General features: G+C 37.0%; 6 protein-coding genes. 2 read left to right on the top strand and 4 right to left on the bottom strand.

Annotated features, from left to right (window positions below; all coding sequences use genetic code 11):
• The first annotated feature begins 215 nt into the window (after positions 1 to 215).
• Both MKX57_RS02900 and MKX57_RS02895 read left to right on the top strand, forming a co-directional pair.
• Positions 216 to 893: a hypothetical protein gene (locus tag MKX57_RS02900; protein WP_008180873.1), complete on the top strand. Its 678-nt coding sequence runs from the start codon at positions 216 to 218 to the stop codon at positions 891 to 893.
• A complete protein-coding gene (locus tag MKX57_RS02895) occupies positions 893 to 2,146 on the top strand; it encodes an HlyD family secretion protein (protein WP_342531900.1) in 1,254 nt (417 codons plus the stop codon). Before MKX57_RS02900 ends, MKX57_RS02895 begins: the two co-directional genes overlap by 1 nt.
• 88 nt (positions 2,147 to 2,234) lie before the next feature.
• On the opposite strand, the gene MKX57_RS02890 is transcribed toward MKX57_RS02895, so the two are convergent.
• The 4 genes from MKX57_RS02890 to MKX57_RS02875 form a co-directional block, all read right to left on the bottom strand.
• Positions 2,235 to 4,736: an S-layer homology domain-containing protein gene (locus tag MKX57_RS02890; RefSeq protein WP_255250261.1), complete on the bottom strand. Its 2,502-nt coding sequence runs from the start codon at positions 4,734 to 4,736 to the stop codon at positions 2,235 to 2,237.
• Positions 4,737 to 4,795: 59 nt separating this feature from the next.
• Complete coding sequence (locus MKX57_RS02885) at positions 4,796 to 6,688, bottom strand: stalk domain-containing protein (protein WP_043990767.1); 1,893 nt, start codon at positions 6,686 to 6,688, stop codon at positions 4,796 to 4,798.
• A 575-nt stretch (positions 6,689 to 7,263) separates the two neighbouring features.
• A complete protein-coding gene (locus MKX57_RS02880) occupies positions 7,264 to 11,772 on the bottom strand; it encodes an endonuclease (protein WP_342550734.1) in 4,509 nt (1,502 codons plus the stop codon).
• A gap of 92 nt (positions 11,773 to 11,864) precedes the next feature.
• Positions 11,865 to 13,676, bottom strand: a complete 1,812-nt coding sequence (locus tag MKX57_RS02875; protein WP_342551107.1) for a 5'-nucleotidase C-terminal domain-containing protein — start codon at positions 13,674 to 13,676, stop codon at positions 11,865 to 11,867.
• Between the last annotated feature and the right edge of the window lie 1,707 nt (positions 13,677 to 15,383).

The raw sequence follows: 15,383 nt of genomic DNA, 5'->3' as shown, positions 1-15,383 counted from the left end.
CAGATTTTTGACGAGTAATTGTGAAAAAATGTGACACAAATCCGCCGAGGTGTAATTGATATTAGGAATGTTTTTCATCCATCGACATGTAATGACGAAATACGTTTTTTCAACGAAATTATTGGAAAAAAACAGCTATTTTCATATGTCATAATGTCTTTACAAGGTGTATACTACATCTTTGATATCCTATTTTGGAAGAAAGGACGCTGTTTATGTTTTACCATTATAAGTTTTGGCATAGCTTAAAAAACCCTACCTACTTTACAAACATCGTAGAAAAAGGTGAGATCATCGGATATAAAAAACGTGCATTAACGGTGTTCATCCTTTTCATCCTATTGTTTGCTACTCGCGAATATTGGGGAATGGGGACAGAAAATTTAACGTCCTTATTTGCAATGGATTTACAAAATGAATACTATGTGGCACGCGTACTTTCCATGCTCGGTGCCATTTTATGGGCGATCATTTATTTTTGCTTCCATTATTACGGTGTTACCTATCTATTACATCTATTAACGGACATTCCTTATACTTGGATAAAAAAAGTCCAGCTTTACGTTGTTGCCTTTCTGCTCATTGAAAAAGCAATTCTCTTTGCTGTTTTTTATGGGGTGGGCTATACAACGATGTTTTCATTCTTTTCTTTGGCTCCCGCTGCCTTACAGGTCATTAAAACTGACTTCGTGTTATTTACAATCAATCAATTGACGGTAACGACCGTTTTAATCATTATTGTGCAGTATCTATTCCTGTCGAAATGGGAGGAAGAAGCTAGTAGAAAAATGTTAGTAGTCAAATTGATTGGCTTACAACTATTTATGGCCTTATTTGTGGGCATGATTAGTGTGCTACCCATTAAAGAATGGATTGCTAGGGGGTTAGGATAATGGCATTTATCAAGGCAAGACCATGGACAAGTATAGGTATTGTGGTGGCGATGCTCATAATCGGTATAAATGCTTATTTTGTTTTCAAAGAAGATAGCACCGTGACACGATCCTACTTTATTGATGAATTTCAGAAAGCTTATATAGGTACGAATACGGAGCGTGTCAATAAGGATACCATTGTGGCACCCGCCGAGACATATACGATTACAGCTGATGCAACAAAGTTATCCGCTGTCAATGTAAAACGTGGCCAGGAAGTGATGATGAATGATTTACTCGCTACCTTTAAAACAGATGAAGTAGACGAGGAGCTTACAAAGCTTGAATCGGAACGCACTGCCTATGAAACAGAATTAAATGATTTACAAAATGCACTTGATCAAATTGAAGACGAATACGACGATTCGAATCCAAAAAGCTCTATTAATACCGATCAAATCAATGATAGATTGTCTGTTACATTAAAATTAGAGCTTGCTCAACAAAATTCGCTATCGACAGCAGTTGCCCTGTTAAATCGACATATTGCTGAAACAAATCGTCAAATTGCACTCATTGAAGCGCAAATTACACAAATAGAGTCTCGTCAAGGCATTGTCAGTCCTATAGATGGTGTAGTGTCAGTAGTGAAAGAAGAAGCTGGTGCCTTAACCTTCGAAATCTATTCGAATGAAAAAGCCATGTATGCTTATTTGTCAGAAAAAGAATGGCAAAAAGTACAGGAAGGCCAAACGGTTGATTTTAAAGTGAAACATGTCAAAGATGCATTATCTGGTATCGTTTTAGACAAGCAAATGATTGCTACAAATGATGAAACATTTTGGGCAAATGAATTAGCTAAAACAACAAACCTTCCGCATCCAACAAATTATGAAGTAGTACTGCAACAAGATGCGCCAATAGAGGAAGTACCGTTTTCAACAACTGGTAAAGCCTCCATTATTGTCAATGAAGCGTTCGATTCTTATAAAGTCGATAAATCGTGGTTAGCGACAACAAAAAGAGGAAATAAAAAGCTCCATATCATTAATCAGGATGGGAAAATCCAATTGATAGATATTAATGTCCAATTTAATACGACTCAATCAGCTATTTTCTCGGACTATCTCGATGAAGGAACACCAATGCTCTCTAATGAGAAGCGCAATATAGAAGCCTACACCTTCCGTACTTTACCTATTGAGAAATTGCATTGGAAGCAGTTTAAAGAGTTAACTTGGAAGCAATATATGAAATACATTGTTTTCTAAATGCAAAATCCGCCTCACTCTCTCTAGAGATGGGCGGACTTTTTTTATGAAAATATCCCTTGTAGCTATTACAGGGGGTATTTCATGTTTATTTTAGTGATAAGCATCTATTTAAGAAGCTTGCAAATTGAGCACGAGTAATTTGTGCATCTGGTCTAAATGTATTATCTGGGAAACCTCCTGTTAAATCATTCGCCACAAGTGCTTGGATATTGCTGTATGCCCAGTGTGTTGATTTAACATCTGTGAAGGAAACTTTACTTGTACCTGTTAATTTGTAGGCTCTTGTTAAAATCGCTGCCATCTCTGCACGTGAAAGCTGTCCGTTTGGATTGAACTTCCCTGCTTCTTGTCCTTTAATAATGCCAGCCTGCTCGACTGCTGCAATGGCACTATATGCATAATGACCTTTACTTACATCTTTAAAGCTAGAATCCTTTGTTGTTGATAGATTCAGTGCTCTGGCAATGATTGTAGCTGCCTCTGCACGTGTAATGGACGCTTCTGGCTTAAAAGTACCATTTGAGTAACCTTTAATCAGCGATTTATTGTATAAGCTTTGGATTTCAGAGAACGCCCAATGTCCTTTGTTCACATCCGTATAAACTAATTCTTCATGATTATCTTTGTAGACAGCCTGTAATTGATCGAAGTACAGCTGACCTTTCTTTTGAAGAGAAGCTGTTGGTTGAGCAACATATAAACGTTCGAATTTCAATGGTGTTGCTAGATTACTTGGAATATCAGCCGTTACGTATTTCCAGCCATTCCAGTCTAGACCGCCCTGACTTGTGAAATCAATCGTGTGCTTAGTTCCTGATCCATCTACGACAACGCCTCTTAGCCAATGCTTACCTGCATCGCCAAATACCCAAACACCGATATTTTTAGGCTGACCTGACATAGCAATAGGTGTTTTAGCAACCATATAGGCAGCCTTTGTTCCTGTGCCCGCTACTGTAAAATCATAGTTTAATTGCATGCTAGCTGTTCCCTGTCTCGCATACTCTTTTGAGTTTGCTAATGAAGCATTCGCCTTTGCTACTTCCGTTGTCCAAGAAGACACACTATCAAAGCTATCTAGCACAATAGGCTTTTCTGCTAAATCTATTACAGAAACAGCTATGGACGTACGAATACCTCCATATTCTCCAATAATTTTCCCTTCACCCTTTTGAGTAGCTGTAAAGGTTGCACCCTCCATCTTGCCAATATTTCCTTCAACTGACCACTTCATACTTGTCGGATTGATGGTCATCGGATTTAAGTATTGATCATAAGCAGTCGCTACCTGCATATCTACAGATGAACCTTTCATGACTTGACCAACACTATTTAGCGTAATAGATTTTACATTCCCTGGTGGTGCTGTATTAACGACCTGTAAAATAGCCGATACACGACGCTCACTTCCCTCAGACGGTTTGTTCACAAGATTGGCGAAATACCCTCCTGGATTGCGCGCGACCATCGCTGTAGAACCGCCACCATCTAAGTTAATAGCCGAAGTAGCCCCCATTGAAATTAAATGTGAAGCTAAATCTGATAAGTTAACACCATTACTATGGCCACTTAAACGACCATCAATTGTAATAAGTGACACCTTTGTACCTGTAGCATCTACCGCTACTGCTGTACGAGGACTGCGTGTCGAAGCAAAGCCAGAATTTGTTGGCATCGAAATATCAACTTGACCATTGCGCACAAGCATTGGTCCTGCAGCTAAAATGAATTGAGCATCCATCCATTTTTGATCAATCGACAGGCTGACATCGATATTTGTACCTGCCGAAATATTGCTTAATTCAGCGGCTAATTCTTTATTTTGTACTGAAATAACAAAACCATCCGCTGGTACAGATGAGTTTCCTTCTGCACCATACGTCGTTACATGAGAAACTGTGCCTGAGAATTGATCACCGAAATGCAAAGTATTTGTATCTTGGCTAGCACCTGACACTACTAGTTCTAACCCCCATGCATTTGTACCAGTTGTCTTTTTTTCTGGCGTATATAAAACGTTTTTATTTGTTCCTCGTTCACTATTAATGAGATCAATAGGATATGTTTTTCCATTTACTTGAAAGGAGAGATTCGTTGTATAATAATCTGCTATCGCTTTCCCTGACTTAGATAAGCCAAATGCAACTGGCTTTTGAGTCGGGCTTTCATACGTATCTCCCAAAATACCATAATTGACAATTTCATTCTTTTCCGCTAACAAGTTCGCGGGCATACCATTTCCTAAAAAGTATGAAGCGTTAACAGCTCCAACAACACGATGGCCATCATACGTGTTTTGCTTCGCCATAGCTGATGTCGTTTTTAGGGAATTAATAGGATTGGGCATCCCAATTTCTAGTTTTGTATATGTATTATTTAAATTTACATCTAAAACATTTACAAACTGACGGATAGAGCCTGAAGTATAGGTTTGCTGTAAGTGATTTACTTGTGGGGATACCTCTGTTTTCACTTCACTCACTTTATTACCAAAACCGGCTGCTTGCCCGTTGAGGGGGCTAACAGTTAACATAAGCACGAACATAACTACAACAATTGAGACTAATTTTCTTGCCAATTTCTTCACTCCGAATTAATCAAAGTATGGCACGAAGTCATGTCGTATGACCCGTGCCAGTGACTTCTTTATTTTGTTTCTACATAGATTGCTACTGGAAGATTGACACCACCAGCATGCATTAGTTCTAATTCAATCGTACCTGATGAACCTTTCATTTCGTAATCAGGCAACTCCACATATTCTTCTCCTACTCGTAAAGAAGGCACTAAATGGACCTTACCATTCACCTTAATTGCACCACTGTATAAGCCTCCGCGACCAGCAAGTTTCAGCTTAATCGTTTTTGTAGACCCAGTTGGATTTACAACAGGGATTGACACCTTGTAGTTCATACCGAAATGACCTGGATTTCCGACTGCTCCATTAATTTGTGAAAATGAATTTTCAGCTGTTTGTAAATGGTCAGTACGGCCATTCGAAATGTTATAGCCGACTTCTGGCGAATCTACTGTATAGGCTGGTAGCTCTGCTAGAATTGTAGCGCTTGGCCAAGCACCTCTTGGATGTTTCGCATACTCATCGATGGCAACCTGCTCCGATTGAATCGTTGTTAAATCACTATTGTCTTTTGTAAGCACTGTGCGAATCATATACTCTGGTTTTCCACCATTGACCGCTTGAATATCTAAATCATGTAAAAAACCAATAATATATTCATGGTGTAGATCGTATGTTTCAATGACCTTTGTTTCTCCTGGTGCAATGACAATTCCGCTACTTTCTGATTTTTTAAGCTTGTTATTTAAGGTAGCATCAGCAATTGTCAAACCAATATCATGCCCTACCCAGCTATTACCTGTCTTTTGATTAATACCTCTTGAATTTACAACTTTAATACTCTCTGTCGTAGATTTGTTTTGAACCGTAATCCCAATATTGACATCTGTGCCTAGTGTATTGTAATGCCAACCAAAGACACGATGCTTATTCGTTACTGCCGTTGAGTTCACGTCATATTGCGAAAGCGTCACATTGTTCTTTGGGACAAGCTTACGCGTTAACGTTTCAGGATTATCACTAATAAATAAATCACGATCTCCCTCTAAACGAGCAGAAGGTACAGCTGCTGGCGATGATGTAGAGCCATAAGATTTTTCAAGGAATGAACTTGTGTACATATAACGGTAAACGTAAATATACATTTCTTTTTTATCACTGATATAACGTAAATTTCCGCCTAACGCATTCACAAGAAACGTAATAGGCACATACATTTTTCCTTTTTGAATAAACGGTTTTTCTGTTAATGTTACCGTTTCGTTATTCACAAGAACCTCATTGCTATTATCTTTGAAAACAAAGCTCATCCCAGCAATTTGTAATTCAAAGGAATTGTCTGGGAGCCATGCACCCGCAGAATCATCTAAATAATCATGGATATAGCTAGCAGGTAAATAAGATCTTGAATCCTTCATAATAATAGGATCTTTCATCACGATACGTTTGTTATTGATATGTAAAATATAAGGGTCTTCCTGAGGCGTTTCAGGCAGATCATCTGACATCGTAATATCTACCGATTGTGTTTCTGGGTCCCAATGAACATTACCATCAAAGTTTTCACTAACGAAACGCAGTGGCATATAAGTACGATCTTGATGCATGAACGGTGCGACATCCATCGCCACTTCTTGTCCATCTACTAAAGCCGTCATCGAATCAATCTTTAAATCCACAATCTTCCCGTTACGAGTAGCTGACGCTGTCTGTGTTTCTTTATTCCAATCCACATTCGCACCAATCGCTTCATATAAAGCACGCATTGGCAATAATAAGAAATCCGATTTATTTAAAATAGGATCATAGACACTAATCGTCTCTCCATTAATTGTAATCGAAACATTGTTTTTTATCTGAATTCCATTGTTACTAATTGCTGTTGCAGATGCTTGTCCAGGTAAAATTGTAGCCAAAGCAACCGCTGATACAATACATGTATTCCTTAGTTTCTTAAACATGCTAATCTCCTTTTTTTCACATTCAATTGTCTTTATCATCTTAACATGAAAAAACCCCAAAATGTGGGATTCTTATCGAAAAAAGTAGAATTCGGTACTAGAGTTCTAACCTCTCTCCTTCAAAAGCTTCATATGAAGTAAATGTTATTCCAAAATGCCAGTATATTTTCTTGCAAACTATTTTCTTCCTTAATAGATCCTTATATATACCCTCCCTTGAAGCAAATTTTAAAGCAAAGATGTAGCTGCTTTCTATGCAATTCATACCGATATATATAGATAGTATTTGATAGGTAACTAGATTGGCCGATATTATTAGAACAACTAGTAAACTATTTTATTAAGTAGACTCTTTTTATTTAAAAAAGTTACATAGCCTGGAGAAAATGGTGGATTATTCTCGTGTTTTGTATTAAAAAAAGCTTTATTCCTAGAATATGGAATAAAGCTTAACCGGGGTGGACGATGGCGATATAAGGAAAGCACCCTCAACTGAGAGTGCTTATAATAGTTATTGATTTCATTGATTGCATGTTTTGACTTAAAACATAGAAAAATATATAGCATCATATGAATTATTTTAATTTCCATATCATTTCTACCCATTCCGGATGGTCGATAAATGGATTACGATTACCTTGGATTTCATAAATTCGATTGTTTCTTTTTCTTTCATAGTCGTCTACTGGATCATCCTTGTGCCACTGCAATAAGACAGAAAGTTTGCCGTGGTAAGGTGCCGATCCATTATTTACTTTATCATTTAATTCAAGATCAACCTTATCTCCTGGCTCATAACGCGTAGCCATGTAAAACAGTATTCGAGCAACATCACCTTTTACACGTTTCGGTGGTTCGAACGAATCGGAATCCCTCAGACAACCCGTACAACCAGTCACTGGACTTCCGCCATTATCGAAGTCTAAATTACCCCTAGAGCTATTAACCTGCACATCCGTTGGGCGTAAATGATGAATATCTGTTCCAGGTCCATTACTAGTTCCGAAATTACCATGGGATTTTGCCCAAGTATGCTCTCTATTCCAGTTCCCTACATTTCCGCCGCTATTTGTTTTGGAGCTAGATTTTCCAGAGTAAAATAAGATGACATTACTTGTATTATTTGGATCTTCATCTGTATATTTTATGGCGTTCCAAACTTCATTATAAGAAAGTACTTTTTGCTTCGAAATGATGTCATGAAGCGCACTTTTTAATGCCTGTCCATCTTTATTCAATGCACCAGCATAATAATCATTGGCTGCAGATACTGTCACACTGAAATTTGTAGTCACACTTTTTTTGCCATCTGAAGCCGTCACCCCAACAATATGACTGCCCTCTGTTAAATTGAGCGTGAGGATCTTTCCTTTTATAGAACCTTTTGTAGCCGTAAACGATAATTCATCACCATCTGGATCAGAGAAATGATCTGTTAATTGAATATTAATGACTTCTCCAACTGCTACCGCTTTGTTTGTAATAGGCTTTTTAATAGTAGGTTGCTTATTTTCAGACGGTAAAGAAGGATCCACAATGGGATCCCCTTTTGAATTCGTAAATTTGATTTTCTCAGGAGCCGCACCATTTATAAATTTTATTGATGGGATATCAATTTTGTCAGCCCCTCTAATTTCTTTCACATTTGAACCGTCAATCGTTATAGATTTCATAGCATTACCTTTTAGATCAATAATTGCTCCTGCTTTATCAGGATTTATGATTACATCCGTTGTCTTAAATCCTTCACCATGTAATTCAGCATAGTTGCCTTTTAAGAATATACCCTTTGTAATAACAGATTGAGCATCTAAATGTACTGCCACACTCGGTTTCGTAATCGTCAATTTATCAGTTTTAAAGTTCTTAAAATTATAGATTGTTTCAGGCTGTATTGGTTCAACACTTGAACCGTTTTTCAAATCAATTTGAACCATGACTGGATCATGATCACTTGCACGTCCAGCCATATCTGTAAAGTCTGCATTTATGTGCAAGATATCAATCTCAGTTTTATTGACTAAATTATTGGATACTAAAATATGGTCTAATACTTGTGAATTCCCTTGATACACATATGTGTAACGATCAGAGTCGTCTACTTTATTAATCATATTGGTCATTAATTGACCTTCATGAATTTTAAGAGCCTCTGCAAATTGATAGTCGTTAAAGTCACCTAAAGAGACAATATTTGCATCCTTATTGTTTGTTTTAATGTCTTTGACAAAATCATAAACAATTTCTGCAATTTTTTTGCGTTGTACCTCACTACCATTTTGAGGTGGCTGTATTGCACCAAACAATGGTGTGTCACCTGATTTTGAATTCCAATGGTTTGCGATGACTACTACATCTTCCCCTTGGAATTCAAATTGAGCAGCTAATGGTTTACGGCTACTATTAAACGCTGCATTTGTTGGATCAATACGTCCTGGATTCAATGTTAATTTTCCATCTTGATAGCCCACTGCTGTAGTAGCATTACCTGTTGGCAAGCCCTCCTTCAGCTTCACACGATCTGGGTTATAAAGGAAGCCCACGCGTATATTTGCGTTAGGTGCGCCACCATCCTGATTGTTAATTGGATCGATATTAACATACTGATAGTCGACGCCACCTGCTGCTTTAATAGCGTCAATTAATCTTTTATAGCTTTGATCTGCCTTCGAATCACCTACAGTTGCCCCGTTATTATCTTGTACCTCTGTTACACCAACAATATCTGGGCTTTTCATATCAATCCCGATAGCTCTTGCTAGTTTTCTCGCCTTATCGTCAGTTGTGGACGATTTATTATTGGAGAAATTTTCTAGATTGTATGAAGCAATCGTTAGTTTATCATCAGCTTTTACAATTTTTGTTTTCTCCGGTGATGTAGATCCTTTTTGATGAGCTGCTTTCATTTCATCTAATGGAACATAAATTTTAAAGTTTTGATAGGAATAACCGACAATACCTGTAATAGGACCCTTAAAGGTATCACCTGTCGCTACTTCAAAATCACGTGCAGTGCCATTAGGTTCTAGACGAAATTGTATTCTATTTGGATTTGCATTACCCTCTTCAAACCGAACACCACCATGGAGAGTATTTGTTTGCTCATCTTTTAGTACCGTTACTAAATCACCATGCTCTTGTGGTGAAACAGCTTTTACATCCCCTACTTCAACACGCATACCTTCAATACTTTCCCAAAAATCAATGGCGTCGATGGTTGGGTTGAACGTTTGCAGATGATCGCTGTCAATGTTACTGAAAGACATTTTTAATGGATCGATTTTAATAGGTTCTGGTAAGGCAACACTAGTTTTTATAACATCTACTTTTCCACCCTGATCGTCCCGAACATTAATTTGTGTTGTTTTTAAATCTGTTTGCTGCCTATCATCGTATCCATCATAAGCATACTCACTTACTTGTCCTTTCACGGAAACTAAGTTACCGACGCTGAGTGGTAATTTCTTGTTTCCGCTATATAGAAGAATTCCCTCCGATGTATTCGGGTCATCATCTATCCATTCATCAGGAGTTTGAATTGTATAATAATTGTTTCCTCCTAATGCAAAGGAGTAGGTTACGATTCCCTCAATTCCTTCAACAGTTTTACCATTGAACGAAGAGGTATGACTAGCACCTTGAATATCATGAATTTGTAATTTATCAGTAAGCGTATATTCATACGTAGCCACTTCACTTAAAGTACCGTCTTTCGCTTTGACCACTGCTTTTAATATAGTAGTTTCAGTAATATCAATCGGTGCCTCATATTTTTGACTTTCAACAGTTGGATCAGAACCATCTACTGTGTAATAAATTTCCGCTTCTGCCGTAGTTGTAGTCAACGTAACGCTAGTTTTTCCAATAAATGTCCCGCTTCCAGGTGATGCGATAGCAGGTTTTAAAGTAGAGCTATCAGCGACGATATCCGCTTTTGATCTTGGAATCACTTGATAAGCTTTATCGAACTCTTGAACAATCCCCGTTATGGATTCATAGATAGTATCTTTAGTCAATCCAAGAGTATTTGTTTCATCACGCACAATAAAATTAGTACCATCACTTGCCGTAAAATTAGCAAAGCCTGGTTGTTGATTCACATCTGTTAGCGTTACATTCTTTACTGTTACTAACTGTGATTCATTCTCTTCACTTACTTGAGCACCTGTTACTAATTTGGGTATGGGTGCACCGGTATTTTCAACCTTTTCAATAATTGTAGCACTATCTAATTGTAATAACCCTCTATAGTCGGCTAATTTACCTGTAAGCGTTACTTCGTCCCCAACTGTCATAGCTAGACTAGTAGGTCGAACAGCGATACCACCGGTTTCATCTTGAACAGAGATTGTATTTTTCAAGGTCGCTGCTACTTTACCTTTAATCGTTACTGTTTCCCCAATACCTTTCGCTCTTGCCTCACCAATCGACAGAGTAACCGGTACTTCAGGGTCCGTTGGGTCGACTGGCCCTGGATTTTCGGGGTCAACATTTGTATCCATTGTATGCTGTCCTAGATTTGAAAAATCATTATTGGGGAATGTCGTCCATTCTGAACCTGAATTAAACGTGTCAGAGATATTCGTATCGCCAAAAAGGACTGAGCTTTTTCTTACTAATGTGACGTCCTTTGCAAAATCTGCTGAAGAGCCAACCTGTCCAATTGAGTCAATTATTTCCGAGGACTTCTTTAAGACGATTGGATCATTGCCATTAAAGTTGATAACAATCGAATTTTCAAGATTCCCTTTTGCTTTTATAGTAGCATCAGCATCTTTATGATAGACAACATACGTTGCTCCATTATCTAAAACACCTGATAGACTCATTGTTTTATCAGCGGCCTCTGCACCATTTGTATGAAGCTCTAATGTATAATTACTTAAATCCACCGGTGAGCCCGTACCATTGTAAATTTCAATTGCCTTATTAAATGAACTTCCCTCAATATACTCTGAAATAATTAAATCCTTTGCAAATGTTTCAGCTTTTACTGTAAGTGGTGCTACTGGTGCGACAACGCCTGCTACTAGTGTGGTTGCTAAAAAGACATTTACAGGTTTTTTCCAATTCTTCTTGGACATCAAGTCAATTCTCCTTTCAATTTTAGGAAGGTTTTTTGTAAAAATTAATAGCAAAGCCTCTACTCTCTGAATAGAAGGCTTTGCAAATCAACTTATAGAATTGTTTCTCCATTCACTGTGATTCCATCGAAATCCACTTTATCAACATCTATTTTGGAAAGATCTAGATTTCCTTCTACTTTTACATTTACAAATGATAATTCATTTATGACAGTACCTGTTATGATTAAATGACCCTTCACTACAGCATTTTCTAAGATTGAAATATTGTTAATATCAACTGTTACATTGCCTTCATATACTTTTGGGGTAGTAACTGTGCCGGAGAATTCAGTTTCAGCAATATTTTCGTCAGGTACTTGACTGTTGGAAACGTCTACAACTCTTCCCTCAACTTTTGGATTGACTGTGCCAAGAGACGTAATATGCTCAGCAAGGTTTTCCCAATCTGATAAACCTAAATCGGTCACACGGCCCTCTTCGTATGCTTTTTTGAAGACATCATAGCCATCTCCACCTTTAGCTGTAAACGCATTTGTAGCTATTGTATACGTGACATTATCCTGAATCTCTACATATTTCCCTTGTCCATCCATATATGAAACTTTAACAATTCGTTGACCTTTTGCTTTAGTTGAATCGAACTCAACCTTTGCACCTGAAACATGTAAGAAACCACCATTTTCAGCTGGGTATTGTCCAACACTCACTTCTAAAGCTTCTTTTAATTCTTTGCCAGTTAGGCTCATCGTCGCTAAAGTATTACCGAAAGGAAGTACCGTTATGACTTCACCCACTGTAATGGGCCCCTGATTAATACCAGCTCGAATACCCCCACCATTTTGAAGTGCCATAATGACATCATTGTTATACTGTTTAGCCTTCTTTAGCATTCCATCTGTAATTAAATTGCCTAATGGAGTTTCATTTTTTCGAACACTTGGTTTTATATTATCTCCACCTGTTCGAGGATTATCTAAGGCAATAATTGCAGTTGCCCCAGTCTCTGTATTAGAAAGCTCTTCAACTTTATCTTTAAATGGTTTTAATGTTGCAAGCGCCTGCCCATCCTCTACATAATCAGCTACTTTTAACAAAGCCCCATTATGCGCAACGACAACCCCTTTGTTATTAAAGGTAACATCTAAAGTTCCTAAATAATCATTGTACTGATAGGCTTGAACAATCAATGTAGCATCCTTTGCTTGTCCAGCAATATTTTTATCTACCACAACAGGTTTATCTAGCTGGGTATGACTATGCCCGCCTACAATCACATCAATTCCTTCAACAGATTTTGCTAAAATTTGATCATTATCATACGCTGGATTATCATCATAACCAATATGCGTTAAGGCAATAATTTTATTAACACCTTTATCTTCAAAGGCTTTGACTGCTTTTTTGGCTTCTGTAATATAATCTTCAAACGCAATACTGCCTGGAGACGATATATCTTTCGTTTCAACCGTTGTTAATCCGAAAATACCTACTTTCTCTCCATTCACTTCTTTAATAATTCCATTGTAGATTTTTCCGTTTTGAGGCTCACTAGAGATAAGGTCCGTAAATAAACCTGTGAACTTTGTGTCCTTTGAAAAATCAATGTTAGAAGAAACGAATGGGAATTGCGAGCCTTTAATGAAATCAACTAAGGCTTGATGTCCCTCAGGAGTAGCGCCTAAATCAAATTCATGGTTCCCGAAAGTCATGACATCATACTTCATTAAATTCATAAACGCTAAATCAGCTTGTCCTTTAAATTCGTTAAAATATAAAGTTCCCGAGAAAACATCACCAGCATCTAATAGTATTGCGTTTGGTTTTTTAGCTCTAACCTCCTTCACAGCGGTTACCTTTCTAGCGATATTCGCTAGATTAGCATGCGTGTCGTTCGAATGCATTAACGACAAAATAAACTGTTCATTGCCATTCCCACCTTATACCACATCTCTCTATCTGGGCTTTCGGTTTGGGCCTACACCGTACAGGCGACTTTCATCGCATACGGCGTGCCATCAATAGTCTAAATATTCAAAACTTATTTCCCCACTACAATATATATGTAAACATAGTAATGTTAATGCACTATTTTTATAGTATCTATAGTATGTAAATAAATTGTAATATTAGTAATGTAACAGCTATCATAGAAAATTTGATAAATTTTAAAAAATATTATAAATAGGTTTACAGTTCCAACATGCTGCCGGTAAAATAGATCAATAAAAGAAGAACCTCCTAAATGAAAGTAGTTTAGGAGGTTCTTCTTTGGATGGGAATATATGCAGTTTCTAAATAAACTAAAAAAGAATCACACAGGAAAGTGATAGAAAAAAGAAAAGGACCCACCCGAAGGTAAGTCCTTTCTTATGAATTGCTCTACTGAAAAAGAAAGTAAGCAAAAATAGGTTTATTCTTTTAGTGTGAAAAAGATGTATAAACAATACAAATTAACCCTCAAGAACGCTCTCAAATGAATGTTTGGAAACGCACTTAAAAACCTCAAAATGAAGTTTAGTTATTCCATTAAAGGGCGCGATTTTGGAGCAACACAGGTAGAAATAATCAAACTTATAAAACCTAACTTAAAACTGCTAAAGAAGAATCCCTTTTGATCAATCTTTTTTCAAAAGGGATTCTTCTTATTTAACGCAAAATAAAGGATTGCAAGGCATTTTTGTTCAAATTACATTTCAAAGCAACGCACTTTCTTTACAGAGCCTCTAATATAAACTTCTCGATTAAATATTGATAAACAACCTATCAGTCATTTGATAAGCTGTTTATTATATTCAATCCACTTTTCCATTTCCCTCTCAACTGCTCTATTTTGCCATTCAAACCAAATCCCTGAACATTCACTACAATGACTGTCTACCCCGTTCTTTCTATACGTATCTCTATAAGTAAATATAGTTTTTTTACGACAACTGTAGCAAAAGATTTCTTTTTCTTTATAAAATTCCATATTTAACCTACCTAATGATTTTTACTTATTCATCTCCTTTTTTCATTAAAGTTATTCAAGCATTTTTATGAGTTAAATTTTCAAGAGTTTTCTATTGCATAGTTATTAGTCTATTAAGACAAGAATTGTACTAAAAAAGCAAATAACATTGGGTAAGATAAGAAATTAAAATAAATACTACAAGGAATTTCTCTATACTAAATAAAATTAGGATTTTTCTACTTTCTACTTTCTACTTTCTTACATAGAATAGATACAAAATAAAAAAGAGACAATCATATAATATGATTGCCTCTGAATTTAACTTTTAAAGAAACAAATTTGGGGAAATAAGTTTCTTATAGATTTACCACTGACTGGGTTTCTTCGCTCCTGCTAGTTTTACCCTTCTCATATGTTACCATACAAGTCCAAACGGCTAGCAATCTACACTACTACAAACCCGCTGCCATCTTATTAGCCTCACTAGTGCTGACACACCTCTTCTAACAAGACTTCAAACGTTCCACTACTTCCATCCCTTATTTTGATTTCCTTAGGTTTCCACTATCCAGGAATAAGAACGACCGGTTTAACAGTCAATTCATCGATCGCCACTATAGTATTTCGACTATAGGGATGTACAGTGAGCTCCTAGCTT

Origin of the sequence: Lysinibacillus sp. FSL M8-0216, assembly GCF_038595555.1 — a bacterium.
Classification (GTDB): Bacteria; Bacillota; Bacilli; order Bacillales_A; family Planococcaceae; genus Lysinibacillus; species Lysinibacillus fusiformis.
Note: the sequence above shows the minus strand (reverse complement) of the source record. Positions and strands in the feature narration are given on the sequence as shown.